The 19,314-nt window shown below is 57.9% G+C and carries 17 protein-coding genes; 9 read left to right on the top strand and 8 right to left on the bottom strand.

Annotation, left to right across the window (positions count from 1 at the left end; translation table 11 throughout):
- Positions 1 to 145: 145 nt before the first annotated feature.
- Together ACSQ20_RS00085 and ACSQ20_RS00080 are read left to right on the top strand one after the other, a co-directional pair.
- Positions 146 to 343, top strand: a complete 198-nt coding sequence (locus tag ACSQ20_RS00085; protein ID WP_436016296.1) for a hypothetical protein — start codon at positions 146 to 148, stop codon at positions 341 to 343.
- A gap of 28 nt (positions 344 to 371) precedes the next feature.
- Complete coding sequence (locus ACSQ20_RS00080) at positions 372 to 1,985, top strand: asparagine synthase-related protein (RefSeq protein ID WP_436016294.1); 1,614 nt, start codon at positions 372 to 374, stop codon at positions 1,983 to 1,985.
- A gap of 21 nt (positions 1,986 to 2,006) precedes the next feature.
- Here ACSQ20_RS00080 and ACSQ20_RS00075 read toward each other — a convergent pair whose 3' ends face one another.
- Positions 2,007 to 3,455, bottom strand: coding sequence for a hypothetical protein (locus tag ACSQ20_RS00075; protein ID WP_436016292.1), 1,449 nt, complete (start codon positions 3,453 to 3,455; stop codon positions 2,007 to 2,009).
- 524 nt (positions 3,456 to 3,979) lie between these two features.
- Here ACSQ20_RS00075 and aac(6') point away from each other — a divergent pair.
- From aac(6') to ACSQ20_RS00060, 3 genes are all read left to right on the top strand, one after another.
- The gene (gene aac(6'), locus ACSQ20_RS00070) at positions 3,980 to 4,474 is read left to right on the top strand and encodes an aminoglycoside 6'-N-acetyltransferase (RefSeq protein WP_436016290.1); all 495 of its coding nucleotides are present in this window, start codon (positions 3,980 to 3,982) and stop codon (positions 4,472 to 4,474) included.
- A 626-nt stretch (positions 4,475 to 5,100) separates the two neighbouring features.
- Entirely contained in the window at positions 5,101 to 5,376 is a 276-nt protein-coding gene (locus tag ACSQ20_RS00065; protein WP_436016288.1) for a hypothetical protein, read from the top strand.
- 14 nt (positions 5,377 to 5,390) lie between these two features.
- Positions 5,391 to 7,034 carry a DUF2334 domain-containing protein gene (locus ACSQ20_RS00060; RefSeq protein WP_436016286.1) on the top strand — a complete coding sequence of 548 codons (1,644 nt, stop codon included), beginning with the start codon at positions 5,391 to 5,393 and terminating at the stop codon, positions 7,032 to 7,034.
- A gap of 146 nt (positions 7,035 to 7,180) precedes the next feature.
- On the opposite strand, the gene ACSQ20_RS00055 is transcribed toward ACSQ20_RS00060, so the two are convergent.
- The 4 genes from ACSQ20_RS00055 to ACSQ20_RS00040 form a co-directional block, all read right to left on the bottom strand.
- Positions 7,181 to 8,449 carry a hypothetical protein gene (locus ACSQ20_RS00055; RefSeq protein ID WP_436016284.1) on the bottom strand — a complete coding sequence of 423 codons (1,269 nt, stop codon included), beginning with the start codon at positions 8,447 to 8,449 and terminating at the stop codon, positions 7,181 to 7,183.
- A gap of 594 nt (positions 8,450 to 9,043) precedes the next feature.
- Positions 9,044 to 9,268 (bottom strand): hypothetical protein, encoded by a 225-nt coding sequence (locus ACSQ20_RS00050; RefSeq protein ID WP_436016282.1) that lies wholly within the window; start codon positions 9,266 to 9,268, stop codon positions 9,044 to 9,046.
- Between the two features lie 15 nt (positions 9,269 to 9,283).
- Complete coding sequence (locus ACSQ20_RS00045) at positions 9,284 to 10,081, bottom strand: hypothetical protein (protein WP_436016280.1); 798 nt, start codon at positions 10,079 to 10,081, stop codon at positions 9,284 to 9,286.
- A gap of 2 nt (positions 10,082 to 10,083) precedes the next feature.
- A complete protein-coding gene (locus tag ACSQ20_RS00040; protein ID WP_436016278.1) occupies positions 10,084 to 10,665 on the bottom strand; it encodes a PAAR domain-containing protein in 582 nt (193 codons plus the stop codon).
- A 511-nt stretch (positions 10,666 to 11,176) separates the two neighbouring features.
- Here ACSQ20_RS00040 and ACSQ20_RS00035 point away from each other — a divergent pair.
- From ACSQ20_RS00035 to ACSQ20_RS00020, 4 genes are read left to right on the top strand one after another with little or no spacing between them, the layout of a single operon-like run.
- A complete protein-coding gene (locus ACSQ20_RS00035; RefSeq protein ID WP_436016276.1) occupies positions 11,177 to 11,563 on the top strand; it encodes a hypothetical protein in 387 nt (128 codons plus the stop codon).
- A gap of 2 nt (positions 11,564 to 11,565) precedes the next feature.
- Positions 11,566 to 12,897: a nucleoside 2-deoxyribosyltransferase gene (locus tag ACSQ20_RS00030; protein ID WP_436016274.1), complete on the top strand. Its 1,332-nt coding sequence runs from the start codon at positions 11,566 to 11,568 to the stop codon at positions 12,895 to 12,897.
- Positions 12,894 to 13,514 (top strand): 7-cyano-7-deazaguanine synthase, encoded by a 621-nt coding sequence (locus ACSQ20_RS00025; protein WP_436016272.1) that lies wholly within the window; start codon positions 12,894 to 12,896, stop codon positions 13,512 to 13,514. The genes ACSQ20_RS00030 and ACSQ20_RS00025 overlap by 4 nt, the downstream gene beginning before the upstream one ends.
- Complete coding sequence (locus ACSQ20_RS00020; RefSeq protein WP_436016270.1) at positions 13,511 to 14,176, top strand: hypothetical protein; 666 nt, start codon at positions 13,511 to 13,513, stop codon at positions 14,174 to 14,176. The genes ACSQ20_RS00025 and ACSQ20_RS00020 overlap by 4 nt, the downstream gene beginning before the upstream one ends.
- A gap of 280 nt (positions 14,177 to 14,456) precedes the next feature.
- Here the strand turns inward: ACSQ20_RS00020 and gyrB are convergent, their stop codons facing one another.
- The 3 genes from gyrB to dnaA all read right to left on the bottom strand — a co-directional run.
- Positions 14,457 to 16,928, bottom strand: a complete 2,472-nt coding sequence (gene gyrB / locus ACSQ20_RS00015) for a DNA topoisomerase (ATP-hydrolyzing) subunit B (protein WP_436016268.1) — start codon at positions 16,926 to 16,928, stop codon at positions 14,457 to 14,459.
- Positions 16,929 to 17,043: 115 nt separating this feature from the next.
- Positions 17,044 to 18,147 carry a DNA polymerase III subunit beta gene (dnaN, locus tag ACSQ20_RS00010; protein ID WP_436016266.1) on the bottom strand — a complete coding sequence of 368 codons (1,104 nt, stop codon included), beginning with the start codon at positions 18,145 to 18,147 and terminating at the stop codon, positions 17,044 to 17,046.
- Between the two features lie 231 nt (positions 18,148 to 18,378).
- A partial coding sequence (gene dnaA, locus ACSQ20_RS00005; RefSeq protein WP_436016264.1) for a chromosomal replication initiator protein DnaA occupies positions 18,379 to 19,314 on the bottom strand: 936 nt, incomplete at its 5' end.

Here is a 19,314-nt window from a genome sequence, read left to right as displayed (position 1 = left end):
GCCTATTTATATTATGATTTCAAGCACTCGAAACGCTGTCTTTGTGCTTGATTGCCAGGTCTGTATATTTTTATAAACTCGCGAATACCGTGATTGAATCGCGGCTAATTTGGCGTGCACACGCCGATAACATTAGGAGGCCAAAATGATCAACGACAAAAACACTCAAGCTTCGATTCCTTCCATCGAGAGTGGCGACGAGATTTTCGAACCCGGCTCTGCCACGCTCGTTCAGATGTCGGACCCGGAGCCTCAAGCGAAGCCGCCTGGAAGCCGTGACGCGCGCCAACAGGCAAAGAATAAGAACAAGGGTCATACGGACACCGACAATTACCGTAAATAACAAAATCGGCAGCGATCGGGGAGTTTGCATGCTTGACCTTCACATCGAAATTCCCGATCGTCCGGGAACGTGGCGCGCAACGACAACGGGATGGGCGAACGGCCAGAGCCGCCTCGATCCATTTCGCAATGTTGCGTTAGAGAGTTTCGCGCTTGCATCATCGCGCCGGCTGCTGTTTGTGGTGCGTGAACGTTGCGCGGGACTGGCATCGGTTGAATCGTCCCGGGTCGGTGATCCGATTCCGATGCTCGATGATGAGGCGTGGCAGCAGCAGCTCGACGCGGCCACTCAGTGGCCACTGCAATTTGTCGCGGTTGTGGTTGCCACAGACAGCACAGACAGCTCCGAACCGTACGTGCAGCTCGAATCCGGAGATTGGGCGAACGGATCGGTTTACCTGGTTGCTTGCCCTGGTGCACTGATGGGCAGTTGGGACGCTGCACGGCTTTATCGCCATTTGCCGGAGCAGCGTCTCGATCCGATCCTCGCATCGCACTTTCTCGCGACATTCGACGCACCTTATTCGCGCCGGACGATGTTCACAGGCATGCAAGTGATGACGCATCGCAGCCGCGCGCGGTGGGACGGACGTGCGGTCGCCATCGACTATCCGCAGGCGGTGGATGCGCCGGCGCCAATGCGGCTCAAACCCGATGTGGATGTTGTTGCCACGTTCCGCAAGATCGTCAGATCGTCAATGGCGCGCTGGCTTCCATCTGGTTTTCGCGGGGCGTCAGCGGAGTTGAGCGGAGGTCTCGATTCGGCGATCGTTTCGGCTACGGCGTCGGAGTTGCTCGATACGCCGCTGCTTACGCAGGGGATCATTCTTCTTGGCGAGATGGGCGAAGCGCAGCGCGAACGACGCCAGGAACTCGTCACACGCTTCGGCTTTTCTGACGATACGGTCGATATCAGTGATTTCATTCCGCTGCATGCCGGCTCGGTTCGCTTGAACGGCATGCCGGCGGTGCCTTGGGAAGACTGTTATTACGAAGCGCTCGATGCGATGCTTCGCCGCGCGGTGACGCGCGGGGCAGCGATTGTTTTCACCGGCATCGGCGGTGACGAACTGTGCGGCCCGGGGCTCTATAACGACGTCGATCATGAGATGACGGGTGAGGCACGGCAGCAGGACGAGCCCATCCCGGCCTTTCTGACGGAACATGCGAATGAGATTGTTCGCAGCACGGAGACCACGCTTGATCGTGCTCCGTTGGCGCTCGTCTGCTCGTCTTCGCTTTGCGCGTCGCAGCGTTCGTCAGCGTTGGCAATGCGGCTCGGGCTTTGGACCGTCAATCCGCTTTGCACGCCGGAGTTGGTTGCGTTCTGCGATCGCCTGCCGGCAGAATGGCGCCGCAATCGCGCTATTGAGCGCAGGACGCTTGAAAGCCTCGGCTGCTCCCGTAATGTGTTTCAACCGCCGGCACCGGATGATTTTTCAAGCGCTTGCGTGCGAGGCATGCGCAATGCTGGGCGCGGCACTATCGAGGCGCTTTTTCGGGAGTCGCGGCTGGCGGAATTAGGTTTGGTGGATCGCGATCGTTTGGTCTCAGACTATACGCAGTGGTGCAATAGTGGACGTGCCGATGGGGATTTGCCGTTTTATGCGGCGGCGATTTTGGAGCAGGCGTTGCGGCAGTGATTGTTTTTCATCGACCATCTCTCACCACATACTCGGAGGCCGACGCCATAACGGACGGTCAAAAAGTGGAAAAACTGCGTGAGGAGCAGCAGGTTGGCGACGTGACACAATCAACGATAAGAGCCGGCCCCAAGGCATTTGTTCAGGCACTCCGCCAGGGATTTGAATTCGCTCAGTCAATCCGAGAAAGTGCGCGACCGCATTCACGGACTGTATGTAGGGTAGGCCAACCATTAAATGCCAACCGGCGTTACTGTCAGGCAACTTATTATTTGCAATTAAATTCAGCGAACCCGAGAATGTCTTCAGCATGGGCTCCAAGCGTGGAACCTGCGCATCCGCCATCACACACTGCCATTTGCCGTCAATTTTCGCGAAAAAAACATTGCCGTCGCCGATCGTATCCAGCGTCATCCTCGTCGTATTGGAAAAGTGGATCGCGGCAGACACGAAATCGCGCACCTCACGCTGGAGGTCGGGGTCATCAGCGTGCATCAGAAGCCGATTCAGTGTGTCCTGCTGCCCAGAGAGGCCATGAATCTTTTCGAACAGCATCCTCTCTTCGGGGCCGAATTTGCGGCCTGGGTACCGGTTTGCAACCCACAGATCGGAGACCAACTTGTATTGCTCGATATCCGGTAATGAATGCGATGGATCTTCGACATAGTGGCCTCTAAAACTTATCGCATCTTCCCCACGGGCTAATCTGCCGTAGAGTTCACTCAAATCCTCCTGGAAGCGTACGGTAAGGTCGAACGGATAGACTCGATTGCTATCGATTGCCATCGGCGAGTAGATCGCGTTTTCGCCGTCAACAATGGGCTCCTGATGCCCGAGTTCTTCCTGCGCCAGTAACTTGAGCGTCCTGCCAGGAACCGGTACGGTCATGCGCCTCAAAAACTCTCGGGGAATGCGTGGACCAAAAAAACGCCGCATCTCCCGCAAATTGCTCCGCTCCTGCCGCAAGCCATCATCGGCCATTTCGGCAAGACAATCAGGTTCGTAGCTAAGCTCCCTACCTGCGAATTGCCGGTTATAGCCTGCCAGAACCCGCGGCTGCAACATGTCGACCTTGGCCATGAGCGGATGGCCGGGTAGCCTGTAGACCGCATTGAACACGGCCCCTGCGTTCACGAACTCCGGTCGCAGCGCGGCAAAAACCGGATGTTCGCTGGGGTGAACCCGCAATGCCCGCCTTCGCAGCCACTCGTTAATCGCGGCCCCACGCTCCGCCGGCGATCGATCCGCGTGCTTTCGTAGCTCGGCGTGATATTCGTGCACGTCGTAGGTTGGACCGAGTACTTCCTCGACCCAAGCTTGCAATGTTGCCGTGGACGACCCGGCAGTGTTCGTTCGTGCATTGGCGGAAGGAGAGATGTTTAGCCGCGGCTTCGAGGTGACGCTCGTCGCCGAAGTAAGCAACTGATCCGGTGCTCTATCGGCAGACGCCCTTTCGAGTTCTGCACTCACATTCCGCTGCTCGCGCGGCCCTTCGCCATTCAAGCCGGCCAGCGGACCCGTGACGGGGCGTTGCTCGGACGCTGACGTTGTGGACAGAGATTCCGTGGCCTTGGGACACGCACCCTTAGGTGAGTGCTGCGTTGGATCGGACACACGGCGAATAGGCAACGATGACATAGATAGATCGTGGCACTGGCACCTGCAAAGCGCGGTCCTACGTAGTCAGTTCACGCGGCGCAGGGCCAACCGTGCCCCCTCGGGTGAAGGACCTTGCACTGAAAATGGCTCAATGCGGTACCGTTTGACATGAACCGCGGGCGAATCGTACACGGACGAAGCGCTCCGTTGCATGCACGCGCGAAGCGGCGTTGTTCTGCACGACAAAACGGAGCCGTGAAAAGGCACTTTGGCGGCAACATCTCGCGCAATACGCTGGCAGCTAGCGTGAGCGAATGAGCACGTTGTATGGTTCGGATTTCAGTGGATGGGATAGTCAACCGGACAATACCGTTCGATCTGTATAGGAACTTGCAATGTCTCCAACTTCGTTCACCATCCGGGCAGTTGCGCCAGCTGACGTTTCATCGTGGCGCTTGTTAAGGCATATGCTCTGGCCGCATGCAAGTGCAGACGACCATGTACGCGAAACTGAGCAGTTGCTTGCCGAGCCACATCGTTACGCAACGGTTATCGCCGTCTCATCTCAAGGCGAGGCGCTCGGCTTTGCTGAAGCTGCAATACGATGCGACTACGTCAACGGCTGCGACACTTCGCCGGTGCTTTTTCTCGAAGGAATTTACGTAGTACCCGGCATGCGTCACCAAGGCATCGCGAGAGCGCTGTGTACATCAATCGAACAATGGGGCGCTTCGCGTGGATGCGCAGAATTTGCCTCCGATACCTCTATCGACAACGTCGATGCGCAGGCATTACACCGCGCACTCGGCTTTGATGAAACTGAGCGTGTCGTGTTTTTCCGGAAGCGTTCTTTTGAATCGCGCATTTCGTCGTTGAGATTCGATTCGTAGTGTTCCAAGGCAGGAACGCCGTTTATTCGTCGGCGGTATCCGCCAGAGGCAACTTCTGGAACGACATGCACCGATAACTATCGGGATCGATGCCGTTAGTCTTGGCACGTCTCGACCAGCGAGTAGAGATTCGCGCTCGCCTGCGCACCGGCAACCGTGTCGGCAAACAATCCTTGCAACCGACGACTACCGCAGTCCTTCACCTTCTCACACGACGCCGGCACAGCTGCACATAGCAACAAAATTCCACGTCGGGCTCTTGCGCTCAACGGGGAAGCCCTTGTAGAACAAAGCCGCCGTAGCTCGGCTTCGACGGTCGGCGCTTGTCGACTTGTGTGCTTCGGCGCACATCAACGTCCACGCGAAATAATTACGCTCGCCTTACGCATCGCAAAGCAGGTCAGCCACTCCGCTCGGAGCCTAGCACGGCGCCGTGAGGCGGTCGCGCGCGTTCCGAACATACGCGGCGACTTGCATCGACACGCGCGTTTCCACCCGCGCAGTGCCGATGCAAGGGGCACTCCTGCTTTGCGCATGCGCCCCCGAGGGTGTGACGTTCGATAGCGCGCGGCATGCGTGCAGGGTCGACATACGCCTTTGCACGACACCGTTAATTGGAGCCTCTTGTGAATCTCCCCCTCGCTATTCGTCTGGCGCCGACCGTATGGGCCGTGGCGCTGCTCACTGCCGGCGTCCAGGCAGCCGAGCCCTCCGCGCCGAACGCTGCCCCACCCAGCCAACATCACCGCGTCGCGCCGCCGACGAAGCCGATTGTCGTCACGGAAGTCGTGCCGGGCATCCCGGAGCAAGAGCGGCTTGCGACAGAGCAGGGCAAGGGTCGAGCCCGAGGCTTCGATACGCGTCGGCACCGCTTGCCGAACGGCGATTACGCCCGCGACTGAACGAGAGGACCATCATGAAGAAAATTCTGCTCGCATGCCTATTGGCGCTCGGCTTCTTGACCGCGCAATGGCCCGCCGCCGCACAGGCGCAAACGACGACGGCGAAGATCCTCGTTCTGTACGATGCTCCGCCCAACGATCCTTATACGAAACTCGGCTTCGCTTACGCGATCATGCTGCGCAACCTGCTTGGCCATTTCAACACTAACGTGACGCTTGCTCCCGTATCGAGCTATGCGTCCGGGAACGTCGAAAACTACCAGGCGACGTTCTACCTCGGAAGCTACTACGACAACGCCATCCCAACGGCTTTCCTTGCCGACGTCGCCAAGACGAACAAGACCATCGTTTGGTTCAAAGACAACCTCTGGCAAGTGGCCTGGGATGCGAGCTATGGTTTCGCCGCGCGCTACGGCTTCACGTTTTCCGCGTTGCGCGGCTTGTCGGCAATGCCGTCGAGCTCGAATCCGACACCCGATTTCTTCGACACCGTCGTGTACAAGAACCAGAGCATGGTCAAGTACTATGCCTTCAACACGAGTACCGGCGTCATCAACGCGGACCCCGATATCGGCGTCACAACTGTGTCCGACGCGACCAAAGCGACCGCGCTCGTGACGATCAAAAACAGCCGAACGGGCGAGCAAGCGCCGTATGTCGTGCGGGCCGGTAACTTCTGGTACTTCGCGGATTTGCCGTTGTCGTATATCGGCCCGCGAGACCGGTATCTTGTGCTTTGCGATCTGCTGCACGACATACTCGGCACGAACCAGCCCGTGTTGCATCGTGCGTTGGTGCGCTTGGAGGACGTCAACGCCTTCACGACAACCGCTGCGATGAAGTCGCTTACCGACTATCTCTACAGCAAGCGCATACCGTTTTCGATCGCAACGATTCCGCTTTACGTGGATCCACTTGGCGCCTACAACGGCGGCGTTTCGTTGACGGTGCATCTCTCGCAAGCAACAGGGCTGAAGAATGCGCTCAATTATGCGATCGCACGCGGCGGCAAAGTGCTCATGCATGGATACACGCATCAATACAACTCGACGCCTAACAGGGACAACGCGGTAAGCGGCAACGATTTCGAATTTTGGCTAGCGACACAAAATCGCCCGGTCGATGAGGACTCCGTGCAATGGGCGAGCGCGCGGCTCAGTGCAGGGCTGCTGGAATTCAAATTGAACGGCTACACACCTTTCGCATGGGAAGCGCCGCACTATCAGTCGTCGCCGCTCGCGATGAAAGCGGTCCCGCTGCTGTTCAAGACCACTTATCAACGTGCCGTGTATTACACGTCCGATACGCCGAGCCTCAATTCGACCGCGCCCAATCACGATTATTCGGTGGGGCAGTTCTTTCCGTACATCATCAACAGCGATTATTACGGGCAACGCGTCATTCCGGAAAATCTCGGCAACATCGAATACAACATCTGCTCAGTCGACCCATTCTCTTGCTTGAGTTATACGTGGAGCGACCTCTATACGAACGCACAGTATGCGATCGTCGTACGTGACGGCTTTGCGTCGTTCTTCTTTCATCCGTTCTGGCTGGAACCCGATCTTGGTACGCCGGGGCTCCAGGATTTCAAGAACATCGTGCAGGGCATTACTGGCCTGGGCTTCACATGGGTCGGCGCCGATACAGTGAAATAAGGAGGCTTATTCGGCCATGCAGCGCGGCCGGATGCAGAAGTCAAATACCCACCGGCAAAGCCGGTGGCTTGAAATTGTGAGCGCCTCGAAGGCGCCCATAAAACCGTGAGCCGCCCGTGGCGGCTTACTCCGATGGAAACCCGCAATCAGTTGGAGCCCTGGCGTAGACTGCGCAACGCGTTGAGAGCATCGTCGATTCCGGGCGCCTGATTCGTTTCCCGGAAGGCCTGCAACAGCGTGCCGACCGCTTCCACGTCTCCGCTCTCGACTCCCGTCAACCCGCGTTGGTCCGGGTGATATTCGTTGAGCCAGCGGCTCAGCTTGCGCAGGTCCGCCTGGTAGGTCTTGACGACGCCCACGACGAGGCCCGCCGCCGCGGCCGCTCTACCGAATTGCTCGAGCACCGCACGATCCCCAGGGCGCAGCGTGCGCGATTGCTTGGGGCGCGGCTCGCCGCGAAGCGCAGCAACCGCGCCGTTGATGTGGGTCCCGTGAGTCGACAGCCGCCCAATTGCGTCGCGGTATTCATTCACCCAGCGTTCCGCGATCGTCTGATCGGCTTGCTCGATGGCCGCCAGCCCGCCTCTTTCGGGGTGATTTTGCCGTAGCCAGACACCCAATGCCCGCAAGCAAGTCTGGTGCGCTTGCACGGTGCCGCTCTGCATGGATTGACTCGCTCGTTTGCCGAGGCGCTTGAGCACGGCCGCATCATCCAGGTCCGCAGCGTCGTCGTCGACGCCCACCGCGCTAGGCGTTTTCGCCAAGCCCGTCGCCGAACCGAGCACCACCACATCGGGTTCGTCGAAATGCCTGCTTAGCGCATCACGTGCTGCTCGTTTGATTTGCTCGATCGACGCCCGCCCGCCCCGGAACGGACCTTTCCAGAAAGTCTCTGCGCCGACACGGCGCAGTAACGCTTCGGCAATGCGAAGCTCACGCAGATGCGGGAACGGGAGGCGTTGAATGCCTTCGCGCGCCATTGCCTCGCGCACCTGCTCGATATACGCGTCGACGAATTCTTCCTTGTCGAAAGGGCCGCGGGTCATCCGGACTGCCACCCGCGTTGCCCACCAGTAGACGACCGCGCGCAGCAGGTCAGGCTGAGATGACAGCTCGGCCATTCTGTTCGAGACGATCAACGCATGGACGAAACGGGCATCGACGTATCCGCCCACGATCTGCTCAAGCGCTTTGAGATTCGGCAACCGCATCAGATCCGTCAACGGCCCCAGTTCCGCCGGTACGGCCATGATTCGCCCTGAGGCAGGATCGTCCAGCGGGTCCGACGTAACCCACGTGCGCTGATCCAGCCCGTACACACGGCGCACGACACGATCGAGTTGCCGCAATGACAGCTTGCTCAACTCCGGTGGACCCATTGCGCGAAGCGCGACAGCCCGCCTCGGGGTCTTCATCCGACGCCCCGCCCTTGATACGCGGCAGGACCACGAACTCGTGCGTGCGGGAATCGCGCAATAGCAAGAATCGCTGGCCGCACGCAGGCTCGCCGGGCAAAAGCACATCCGCGGCACTGGGACTGCTTCGTTTCGTCAGCACCCGCGCGTTGACGATGCGACCGCCCGTGAATGAAAGCCTTAGCGAGCGTTCACCGCCGGACGGGATCGGGGCGCGCTGCAAAGCCGCAAGGGACGCTGGTGGTGCCGCACTAGCGGCCGACGGCTCGGAAACGGCCGTCCGATTCGTACCGGACGACTCATCGAGCGTGGAAGATTCGGCTCTGGGGCCGGTAAAGCGCACGTGCATGGCGAATGAATAAATAGGCTTTGTTCGGAGGGGGTAATCTTCCGGCTTTTAACGCGAGGCAGACGTAGAGACTGTGCTGCGGCCATGAGCCGCTATTTCGGCGTCATGCCGCCAAGGCCCATGTTTGCGTAGAGCCCCTTTGCTGGAAATTCTACCTCTCATCCCGCCTACTGGATGGGAGGATTACCCACGGGCCAAAGCGCCATCAGCGCGATGTATTGCGTTTTCACGTCGATGACGTTCTTTTAGCTGCGTACCAATAGGTAAACAATGAAGGTACCGATGAGCACCGCCCCAGCGCCGTAGAACACTGGCTTGTTTCGGAGGGCATCGAGCTTGGACGCAGGCGGTTCGCTCTCCCCGTCGAGGTCCCAGTAGTCGATGCCCGGGTCACCCGTGAGATTGATGATAATCAACAAGGCGGCACAGATGAAGAGCACGAAAAGAACTATAAATATTGACGTCGACATTTTTCGGCGTTCCGCTTAGTCGTTCATCCAGTGCATGAAAACAGGCAGTTCTTCTTGATACATGTCGTTTCCGACTTCGGCCGCCACGCCTCCCAAGTTACTCCCGATGAACACCAGCGCGATAGCGCAAGCGGGTTCAGCGGGGCCACAAACGAATGAAACAGCGAGCCCTGCGAAGCTTCCACCAATCATGCCGCCGGCGATGATGCTTCCCTGCCGGGCGGCCTCCTTCACTTTGTCCTTGGCGTCGACAACTTCGCCGGTCGCAATGATAGCGGTGAACAGGATGGCGACTCGGGCGCTGATTTGCAACCGGCGGACTTTCGCTGAGACATTGGCATTGGCGCCGCCCGCTTTTTTCAGCACCGTGTAGTAGATACCGCTACGCTCCTCAGTGGTCAGCGCGTCAAAGTTCTTGCCGAACTGCGCCTGAGCATACTTGTTCAGGTAGTGGTCGAATCCTTTGGATTTGAGCTTCAGTGCTTCGGCTTGCGCGACTCCGACGGCGGACGTGTACTTCCGATACTCGACGAAAAGCTTGTCGCGCAGTTGGCTGCAATATTCGGCCCCTTCTTTTACGGTCATGTTGCCGTTGATAACCTCCTGCCTCACCTGGCCGGAGATTTCCCTGATGTGCTTGCTATATTGCCGGCGAACTTTGTCATCGCTGATTGCGTTGACGGCGAAGGTTGTCGCGATTGCTTCGTAGTCCGCGATGGCTGCTTCCAGGAGGCCGCTCTTGATGTCATGAGTCTGCTGGGTATTGAACGAGCCACTGGCGACGGTGTTCTTGCTTGCTGTCGTATCGATCAATTTTACCCCACCATCGCCATCAGAATGTTGCCCGTCACCGACTGGTTACTTGTCCAGCCGCCGTCGAGCACGACATCGACCCTCTGGCACGTGGAGGCGTTGGGGCGATGGAAATGAACCTTGTTGTCGGCGTCGAAGACGCCTTCTTCAACAGAGCCATCGGCAAAATGGGCGCGGCAACGCAAGCCTTCGCAACTGCCTGCATCGTTCAAAGAGAACCGAATCCAGTGCTCGCTTGCCGGCTCGTCGGACAGGTAGCTTCCTGCCGGTCCGTAGCCCATGCTTGCCAGTCCTTGGCCCTCGAAGCTCTGATACATATTGGACTGCGAGGGAAGCATTACCGGCGGCGGACTACACTTGCAGACACAGATGTCTCCTTCCAGGGCAGGCTCTTTGCCCATCATCGACCCGGGCCGGCGCGGACCTTTCGCGACAATGCGGCCCACCGTTTTGCAGGCTGGACAAACGATCTGCGCCCCGATGAAAGTAAGTTCGGTGCCGTAATGCGTTGTCCGCGGTATGCCTTCTGTGACAGTTCCGCCGGCCGACGATTTATCGCCGATTTTCAGATAGCTACGTCTCATTCTGCTAACGCCCTCGGTAGTTTTATGTATTGAGAGGCGAATAGATAGCAGATGCGTCGCGTGCGGAGCAAAAAGGCGGCGCGAATCGGTCATAAGGAGGACTAGACAGGGTGGGCTAGCCACAACAGCGGTACGGCTGCCGTAGTACGGCCTTCTGTGTATTCGCGGTCGGCGCCGGGTGGCAATAGGGAGCATCTCATAAAATGTCTGGGGACCGAGCTTGATAGCCTCAAATCGCCCGTCTCAAAAAAGGAATCAGGCGCGCCCACCGGTGCGGGCGACTCCATTGTAACGGTTCAAACCGGTATGGCCGTACACACGTTGGCGGCGCCAATAGCGCGCTACGGAGCGAATCTGGCAAACCTTTGGAAAATGCCCATGCCAACGGCCGTGGTTTTGACATCAGCCAAAATCACTGGAAAGTGCAAATAATATTTAGTATTCTGCTTCGCAGAATAGAGCGATTTCACCTTGCAGGATAAGACTCTTTCAACTACGCAACGGGGGCACCATGGGCAGCTCAGGCTCGGGTTCTTTTTCGGATTATCCCGGAACAAAGGCCAAGGAAGTGCCTGGAGACGGAGCCGGGATGGCTGGCGGCGAAAGCGGCGTCGACCGATGCCAGCAAGCATTTACCAGTGTGTTGGACGACGTCGGGTTATGCGACTTCTTTTCGCAAAGCAGGACTGTGCCCGTAGCCAATGACCGACTGACCATCATTTTCGATGGCAAACGCGTCTTTGCCGTTGATATGAATCGAGTGAAGGTCGGTGCGCTTCCCACGAACCGTAACTATCTTGCCGCATGCCTGGCAAGCGGCGTAAAGTATGTCGGCGTCGTGAAAGGTTCGGCGGTGGCCCCGGTTCCCACTGTTGAAGCCGACTTCGTTGCGCAGTAATTATGGCCTTCTCAGGTGCGCTTCTAGTTGTTGGGGAGCTTCTTGCCGACTTCACGCTCGCTCGACATGGCGTGAAGAGCAAGCTTCGTTTAGGGGGCGTAGCCCACGCCGCGCGAGGACTCTGGGCCGCGGGGCTCGACTACTCCATCGCGGCATTCTGTCCACAATATCTCGTCGGTGAAGCCGAGCGCTACCTAAACGAGCTCGGCTGCAACGAGTTTATCTGGCTCGGTGATGTAGTCGGTTCTCCCAACGTAATCATCATCGGAGACGCCACAGAAGTTTTGCATCAAGGTTATGAAGACTTGATGCGCGATACGAAACGCGTGAAGCCCCGAGACCCGCTGCCTAGCCTTGAGGCTTATAAGCGAGTCATCGTCTTTCCTGGGCGATTCGACGTTAAGGCACTTGCCGACGCGTTCTCGCGAGATGGGCGATTCTCGTTTGACGTGGCGTATGACGTTGATGACTTGTCGTCGCTGGAAGGAATTCGGGGGCGCGTCCAGGCGGTCATCATTTCAACGTCGTCTTCCCTCTTCATGAGCCTCGGAGCGGATGATGTTGAGGGCGTAATAGCCGCAGTGAGGACGCTGGCGCCGGATGTCTTCCTGCTCAAAGAGAATCGTGGTGGCAGCCGGCTCTTTAATATGCGCGAAGGCGCTGTCGAAGAGATACCTGCGACCTTAGGCAATACGGTCAATTCTGTCGGTGTGGGCGACGTCTATTCTGCGGTGATGGTGGGCCTTGCTGATAGGGGCTGGACGGAAGCAGCTTGGCGAGGATGCCAGACCGCGACGGCATACTCTCAGTCGACGTTTCCCGATGACATTAAGCGGGAGGTGCAGCGGGGTTTTCAGCTTACGCTGAGTGAGCTGCGAGCGCTGAGCGGGACCATCCTTCCGTGGCACGACCGGCAGCGGTATTCGATTTACCTCGCTGGTCCGGACTTTTCATACGTGAATAAGCCTGAACTCGACCGGGCTGCGGACAGCCTCACGTATCACAACTTCAAAATACGCCGCCCTACCTTGGAGAATGGCGAGTTGCAGCGGCCAGCGAGCGAGGGCGAGCTACTTCGCACGTATCACTTGGACTGCCAACTGCTGAGGGAGTGCGACGCGGTCTTCGCAGTTCCTCTCGCCCGCGACCCCGGCACACTCGTCGAAATCGGCATGGCGATTGAGATGGGCAAGCCTGTCATCACGTACGACCCACGGCACGAAAACGAAAACACGATGGTGGTCGTCGGAAGTTCGGTATACTCCGCCGACCTTGACGTGTGCCTCAACGGTACATTCGACGCGCTCGCCAAATTGAGGACTGCATCGCAATGAAAAAGGCGCTCCTGCTTGCCTCCGGTGGGCTGGACTCCACGACTGTTGGATACAAGCTCGCGGCAACTGGCGTTGAGGTTGTCCCAATCTTTTTTGACTATGGGCAACACTGTGTGGAAGTTGAGTGGGGCCGCGTTAACGAAGTCCTTCCTGCCGATATGCAGCGGCCTGAGCGCTTCGACATATCGGATATCTTCAGAGGTTCGCCGTCTCGATTGATTCGCGAAGCTGACCTCTGGACTGAGGCGGTCAAGGATGACGATTTGTACATTCCGTACCGAACAATGTTGTTCTTCGCCGCGGCAGCGGCGCGAGCACAGACGGTCGGTATTCTGGATGTCTATACTGGCTTCATCAACAGTAACCACGCGAAAGAAATTGACTGTACTGCTGCGTTCATGAACAGCCTCGATGGACTCACATCCAGCATTGGGCCCGTCCGCTTTCATTCGCCGTTCCGCTATTCGTCCAAAGCCGATGTGGCTCGGGCAGCCGCGGAGCTTGGCGTGCCTATTGGACGGACGTATTCGTGCCAAGCGTCTGCACATTTCCCATGCGGTGCCTGTCCGAACTGCGTTGAGCGCCTGAACGCGTTGAAAGAGGCGAAGTTGGTATGAGCAGCATTGGTGAAAAAGCGGCCGCCTTCGAGGTGTTGCTTGCAGCGCGTCGCATTGCCGACCATGCGGAAGACGAGGGTGCGCTCTTCGACGAGAAACTCCCGCGTACTACGTGCGACCACCTGGGAGCGGTTCTCGCGGATTCGGTCCTCCAAGCAGGACTCAACTATACGACGGTTGTACGTCCTCGGGTGCAGGCCATCTTGCGAGCGCACCCCACTCGAAACACGATTTCCTCATTGGTCTCGTTGATACAGGATGGCAAGACCGGCGCATTCCTGAACTGGCGCCACCACGAGAAAGTCCGTCGTTTCGAAGCGTTGGTCGCCTTTATGGACCACTGGGGAATCGAGGAAGTGAAGGACTTACGCGCGAGGTTGGCGTCCGACGAGTTCCGTGATGCGATTCAAACCGTCAACGGCATCGGACCGAAGACCGTGGATTACATGGCATGTCTCATTGGCATCGACTCTATTGCAGTTGACCGTCACGTACGGACATTCGCAAAGACTGTCGGGGTCGAGAACAACGACTATCAGTTTCTGCGTAGGTCCTTCTGCTGCGCCGCGGACCTTCTTTCACTACCGCGACGTGAATTCGACGCATGGCTCTGGCGCCGCGCTGCCACGCCGGCCCAAGTTCAGCTGACGCTCGGCGTCTAGGTCTGCCCAAGCCGGGAAATGCGGCACACAGCGCCGATTCAGTTTCCCGCGAGCCTGCAAAACAGCTCAGCTTGACGGGTAGTTTTTTCGGATGCAATGATGGGCAGTGGTCATGGGAGCTTCGTTAAGAAGATGCTTGGTGGTTAGACGCGCCTCGCTGGGAAGCAAAAAAATCTCATGCGATGGCTCCCAAAATCTCAATCGAGACGCCTCCCTCTGCCCGGAGCGCCCGGCTTGGCGGAGGTGAAAATCTCACGTTATGGGTACTGCTACGCAACCCTCAAACATCAATATTCCCCGCCCTCAACGCATTCGACTCAATAAACGCCCGACGCGGCTCCACCTCATCGCCCATCAGCGTAGTAAAAATCCCATCCGCCGCAATCGCATCTTCGATCTGCACGCGCAACAACCGCCGCACAGCCGGGTCCATCGTCGTTTCCCAAAGCTGCCCGGGGTTCATCTCGCCCAACCCCTTATACCGCTGCTTCGAAACGTTGCGCTCCGCATCAGCAATCAACCACCGCATCGCGCTCTTGAAATCCGTCACAGCCATACTGCGCTCGCCACGCTTGATCACCGCACCCGCGCCGATCAACCCCTTGAACGTATTCGCCGTGTTCACCAACTGCTGATAATCCGCCGTCAGCAAAAACTCCTCATCCAGCACCGACACTTTCACATTGCCGTGATGCCGCCGCTCGACCCGCAGCGAGCGCAACTCGCGCGCCGGATCGTACACCGGGAACACACTGACCTCAGGCTTCAACGGATCGCTACGTAAAGCAGCTTCCAACGTCTGCGCCGAAGCCGCCGTCGCCGCCTCGCTACTCAGATCGATCGCCACACCATCCATCACAGCCTCGAGCGCGCTGGCATCGTAAAGCCGGCTCAACCGCTCGACCACCGCCTGCGCGAGCAAGTACGAACGCGCGAGCTCACCCAACGCATCCCCCGCAATCGGCACAGCGCCTTCGCTAGCCATAAGCTCCGAGCCTTGCAACGCCAAGCGCAACATATGCGCATTAAGCTCCGACGCATCCTTCAAATAACGCTCGTCCTTACCCGCCTTAACCTTATAAAGCGGCGGCTGCGCAATGTAGATATAGCCGCGCTCGATCATCTCCGGCATCTGCCGATAGAAGAACGTCAGCAGCAGCGTCCGAATATGCGCACCGTCCACGTCCGCGTCGGTCATGATGATGATGCGGTGATAACGCAGCTTCGCGAGGTTGTAATCCTCTTTGCCAATCCCACACCCAAGCGCGGTAATCAACGTCACGATCTGCTCGGACGACAGCAGCTTGTCATACCGCGCCTTCTCGACGTTGAGCACCTTGCCGCGCAACGGCAAAATCGCCTGGAATTTACGGTCACGGCCCTGCTTCGCGGAGCCACCAGCCGAATCGCCCTCGACGATATAAATCTCGGATTTCGCCGGGTCCTTCTCCTGACAATCGGCAAGCTTGCCCGGCAAACCCACACCGTCGAGCACGCCCTTGCGTCGCGTCATCTCGCGCGCCTTGCGCGCCGCATCGCGTGCACGCGCTGCATCGACAATCTTTCCGCAAATAATCTTCGCGTCATTCGGCGTCTCGAGCAAAAACTCTTCGAGCGCCTTCGCCACCACTTCCTCCACCGGCGCACGCACTTCCGACGAAACAAGCTTGTCCTTCGTCTGCGAACTGAACTTGGGCTCAGGCACCTTCACCGACAACACGCACGAAAGCCCTTCGCGCATGTCGTCACCCGAGGTCTCGACCTTGGCCTTTTTCGCAATTTCGTGATCGGCAATGTATTTGTTGATCACGCGCGTCATCGCAGCGCGCAAGCCCGTCAAATGCGCGCCGCCATCGCGCTGCGGAATGTTGTTCGTAAAACACAGCACATTCTCGTTGTAGCTGTCGTTCCACTGCATCGCGACTTCCACGCCAATGTTGTCCTTCTCGCCAATCACATGGAAAATCGTCGGGTGCAGTACGCTCTTCGTCTTGTTGATGTATTCGACAAAGCCCTGCACGCCGCCAACGAACGCGAAGTCGTCTTCCTTGCCGGTGCGCTGATCAGTAAGGCGAATGCGCACACCGTTATTGAGGAACGACAACTCGCGAATGCGCTTCGCAAGAATGTCGTAGTGATATTCGACATTACCGAAGATCGTCTCGTCAGCGATGAAGTGCACTTCGGTACCGCGCTTTTCGGTGTCACCGAGGCATTGCATCGGCGAAATACGCTCGCCGTTCACTTCCTCGATCACGCGGTTTTGCGGCACGCCACGGTGAAACTCCATGAAGTACTTCTTGCCGTCGCGGCGCACCGTCAGGCGCAGCCATTTCGATAGCGCGTTCACGCAAGACACGCCCACGCCGTGCAAACCGCCCGACACCTTGTAGCTGTTTTGATCGAACTTGCCGCCCGCGTGCAACTCGGTCATGACGATCTCGGCCGCACTGCGTTTCGGGTCGTGCTTGTCGTCGAGCTTGAGGCCAGTCGGAATGCCGCGGCCGTTGTCGGTCACGGAAATGGAATTGTCCGCGTGAATCGTCACGTGGATATCGTTGCAATAACCGGCCAGCGCTTCGTCGATCGAATTGTCGAGCACTTCAAAAACCAGGTGATGCAAACCGGTGCCGTCCGACGTGTCGCCGATATACATCCCGGGCCGCTTGCGTACTGCCTCCAGACCCTCGAGGATCTGAATCGACGAGGCGCCATAGCTGTTATCGGGCTCTGTGCTGTGCTGTTCACTCATGGATAGGTTCCGGTTCTGCAGGTGCTGCAATGACTGCTGACAATATTTCGATGTGCCAAATAAACGCCAAAGGGGCGCTGTGCCCCTTGATATTGGCGTCTTGATAACCCACGCTTTAAATGCGCATCGGCATGACGACGTACTTGAAATCGTCGTTCTCGGGAATCGTGATCAACGCGCTCGAACTTGCATCGGCCACGCTCACCTGCAACATATCGACTTTCAGATTCGCGAGCACGTCGAGCAAATACGTGACGTTGAACCCCATGTCGATACTGTCGCCCTGGTAAGCGATTTCGAGTTCTTCCTGCGCTTCTTCCTGATCGGCATTCGTCGACATGATCTTCAACTGCCCCGGTTCGATCACACAACGCACGCCCTTGAACTTATCGGACGTCAAAATGGCCGCGCGCTGCAGCGAACGCTGCAATTCGTCGCGCCCGATCACAAACGTGTTCTTGTGCGCCTTCGGAATCACGCGCTGAAAATCAGGGAACTTGCCCTCGACCAGCTTCGAAACCAATTCGACCTGCCCGAACGTGAACTTCGCCTGCGTGGAGGCAATGTCAATCCTCAAGGTGTCGTCAATATCTTCGAGCAGACGCTGCAATTCCAGAATCGTTTTGCGCGGAACAATCACTTCCTGCCGCGGAAATTCGCCCTCGATCTTCATCGACGAATACGCCAGACGGTGCCCGTCGGTCGCCACCGCCATCAGCCTCGAGCCATCGACCACCAACAGCATCCCGTTCAGGTAATAGCGGATGTCTTGCTGCGCCATCGCGAAATGGACCATGCCGAGCAATTGACGGAACGTCTTTTGCGGCACGGAGAGGCTCGCGCCGTAGTCCTTCGACTGCGCGACCGTCGGGAATTCGTCCGCCGCCAAGGTTTGCAGCGCGAAACGGCTCTTGCCCGATTGCACGGTCAGACGTTTGTCCGCCAATGTGAGCGTCACCTGCCCGTCGGGCATCGCACGCAGGATGTCGAGCAATTTGCGCGCGGCCACGGTGGTCGCAACCGATTCACCTCCGACGCCGAAATCGGCTCGCGTCGTGATCTGCAGTTCCAGGTCCGTCGACAGGAACGACACGTCCGGGCCGTTCTTGGTAATCAGCAGATTCGCGAGGATCGGCAACGTGTGGCGGCGTTCGACAATGCCGCTCACGGTTTGCAGCGGCCTGAGGAGGTTGTCTCGTTCGGTCTTGACCAGTTGCATAGGGTTCCTTCGTTGATGTGACGGCGTTTTTAGCCGCCTCGCCCGGCAGATTCATCGACGAAACCGTCGACGCCCCGCATTTCTCCGCGCTTTGTGCTCGAGCCTAAGCACTTTTGCGCCGCCCGCGCAGTCAGGGCGGCTAAACCAATATTGTGCCTGAAAAAGAAACGGCCTCGCCAAAATGGGGGGCAGTCGGAACGGCACCCAGGCGCAAACCCGGCAACTGCCGTCTCAGCCCTTTAGCGTCTGCTCCAGCACGTGCAATTCGTGATTCAACTGCGCGTCCTTGCCACGCTCGTCCGCAATCTTGCGCACCGCGTGCAAAACGGTGGTGTGATCGCGCCCGCCAAACAACTCGCCGATCTCGGGCAAACTCTTTTGCGTCAATTCCTTCGCGAGATACATCGCGATCTGCCGAGGCCGCGCAATATTCGCAGGGCGCTTTTTCGAGTACATGTCGGCAACTTTGATGTTGTAAAAGTCGGCAGCCGTCTTTTGAATATTCTCGACGGAGATCTGGCGGTTCTGTACCGTCAGCAAATCCTTCAGCGCTTCCTTGGTCAACTCGATCGTGATCTCGCGGCCATGGAACTTGGAATACGCGAGGATCTTGCGCAGCGCTCCCTCCAACTCGCGCACGTTCGAACGCAAGTGCTTGGCGACGAAGAACGCAACATCTTCCGAAAGGCTCACGCCCTCGGATTGCGCTTTGCGCATCAGAATGGCAACGCGCATTTCGAGCTCGGGCGGCTCGATGGCCACCGTCAACCCGGAATCGAAGCGCGAAATGAGACGATCGTCGATGCCCGAAATTTCCTTCGGGTAGGTATCGCTCGTGATGATGACCTGAGCCTTGTTCGCAACGAGCGCTTCGAACGCATAGAAAAACTCTTCCTGCGTGCGCGACTTGCCCGAAAAGAACTGGATGTCGTCGATCAGCAGCAAATCAAGCGAATGGTAATAGCGCTTGAAATCGTCGAATGCCTTGCGCTGATAGGCCTTCACCACGTCGGATACGTACTGCTCCGCGTGGATATAGCGAATGCGCGCGCCCGCCTTGTCCAGCAACAACTGATTGCCGATGGCGTGAATCAGGTGCGTCTTGCCGAGGCCCACGCCGCCGTAAAGAAAGAGCGGGTTATACGAAACGCCGGGATTGTCCGCCAC

Origin of the sequence: Trinickia sp. LjRoot230, from assembly GCF_964253315.1 — a bacterium.
Classification (GTDB): domain Bacteria; phylum Pseudomonadota; class Gammaproteobacteria; order Burkholderiales; family Burkholderiaceae; genus Trinickia.
The sequence above is the reverse complement of the archived record's forward strand: the minus strand, read 5'-3'. Positions and strand labels throughout refer to the sequence as shown.

Excerpts from the sequence above, each read along its gene's own strand:
- ACSQ20_RS00050 (WP_436016282.1), bottom strand. The coding sequence starts at position 9,268 with ATGTCGACGTCAATATTTATAGTTCTTTTCGTGCTCTTCATCTGTGCC.
- ACSQ20_RS00020 (WP_436016270.1), top strand. The coding sequence starts at position 13,511 with ATGAGCAGCATTGGTGAAAAAGCGGCCGCCTTCGAGGTGTTGCTTGCA.
- dnaN (WP_436016266.1), bottom strand. The coding sequence starts at position 18,147 with ATGCAACTGGTCAAGACCGAACGAGACAACCTCCTCAGGCCGCTGCAA.
- ACSQ20_RS00040 (WP_436016278.1), bottom strand. The coding sequence starts at position 10,665 with ATGAGACGTAGCTATCTGAAAATCGGCGATAAATCGTCGGCCGGCGGA.
- gyrB (WP_436016268.1), bottom strand. The coding sequence starts at position 16,928 with ATGAGTGAACAGCACAGCACAGAGCCCGATAACAGCTATGGCGCCTCG.
- ACSQ20_RS00030 (WP_436016274.1), top strand. The coding sequence starts at position 11,566 with ATGGCCTTCTCAGGTGCGCTTCTAGTTGTTGGGGAGCTTCTTGCCGAC.
- ACSQ20_RS00060 (WP_436016286.1), top strand. The coding sequence starts at position 5,391 with ATGAAGAAAATTCTGCTCGCATGCCTATTGGCGCTCGGCTTCTTGACC.
- ACSQ20_RS00080 (WP_436016294.1), top strand. The coding sequence starts at position 372 with ATGCTTGACCTTCACATCGAAATTCCCGATCGTCCGGGAACGTGGCGC.
- ACSQ20_RS00025 (WP_436016272.1), top strand. The coding sequence starts at position 12,894 with ATGAAAAAGGCGCTCCTGCTTGCCTCCGGTGGGCTGGACTCCACGACT.
- ACSQ20_RS00055 (WP_436016284.1), bottom strand. The coding sequence starts at position 8,449 with ATGAAGACCCCGAGGCGGGCTGTCGCGCTTCGCGCAATGGGTCCACCG.
- ACSQ20_RS00035 (WP_436016276.1), top strand. The coding sequence starts at position 11,177 with ATGGGCAGCTCAGGCTCGGGTTCTTTTTCGGATTATCCCGGAACAAAG.
- ACSQ20_RS00085 (WP_436016296.1), top strand. The coding sequence starts at position 146 with ATGATCAACGACAAAAACACTCAAGCTTCGATTCCTTCCATCGAGAGT.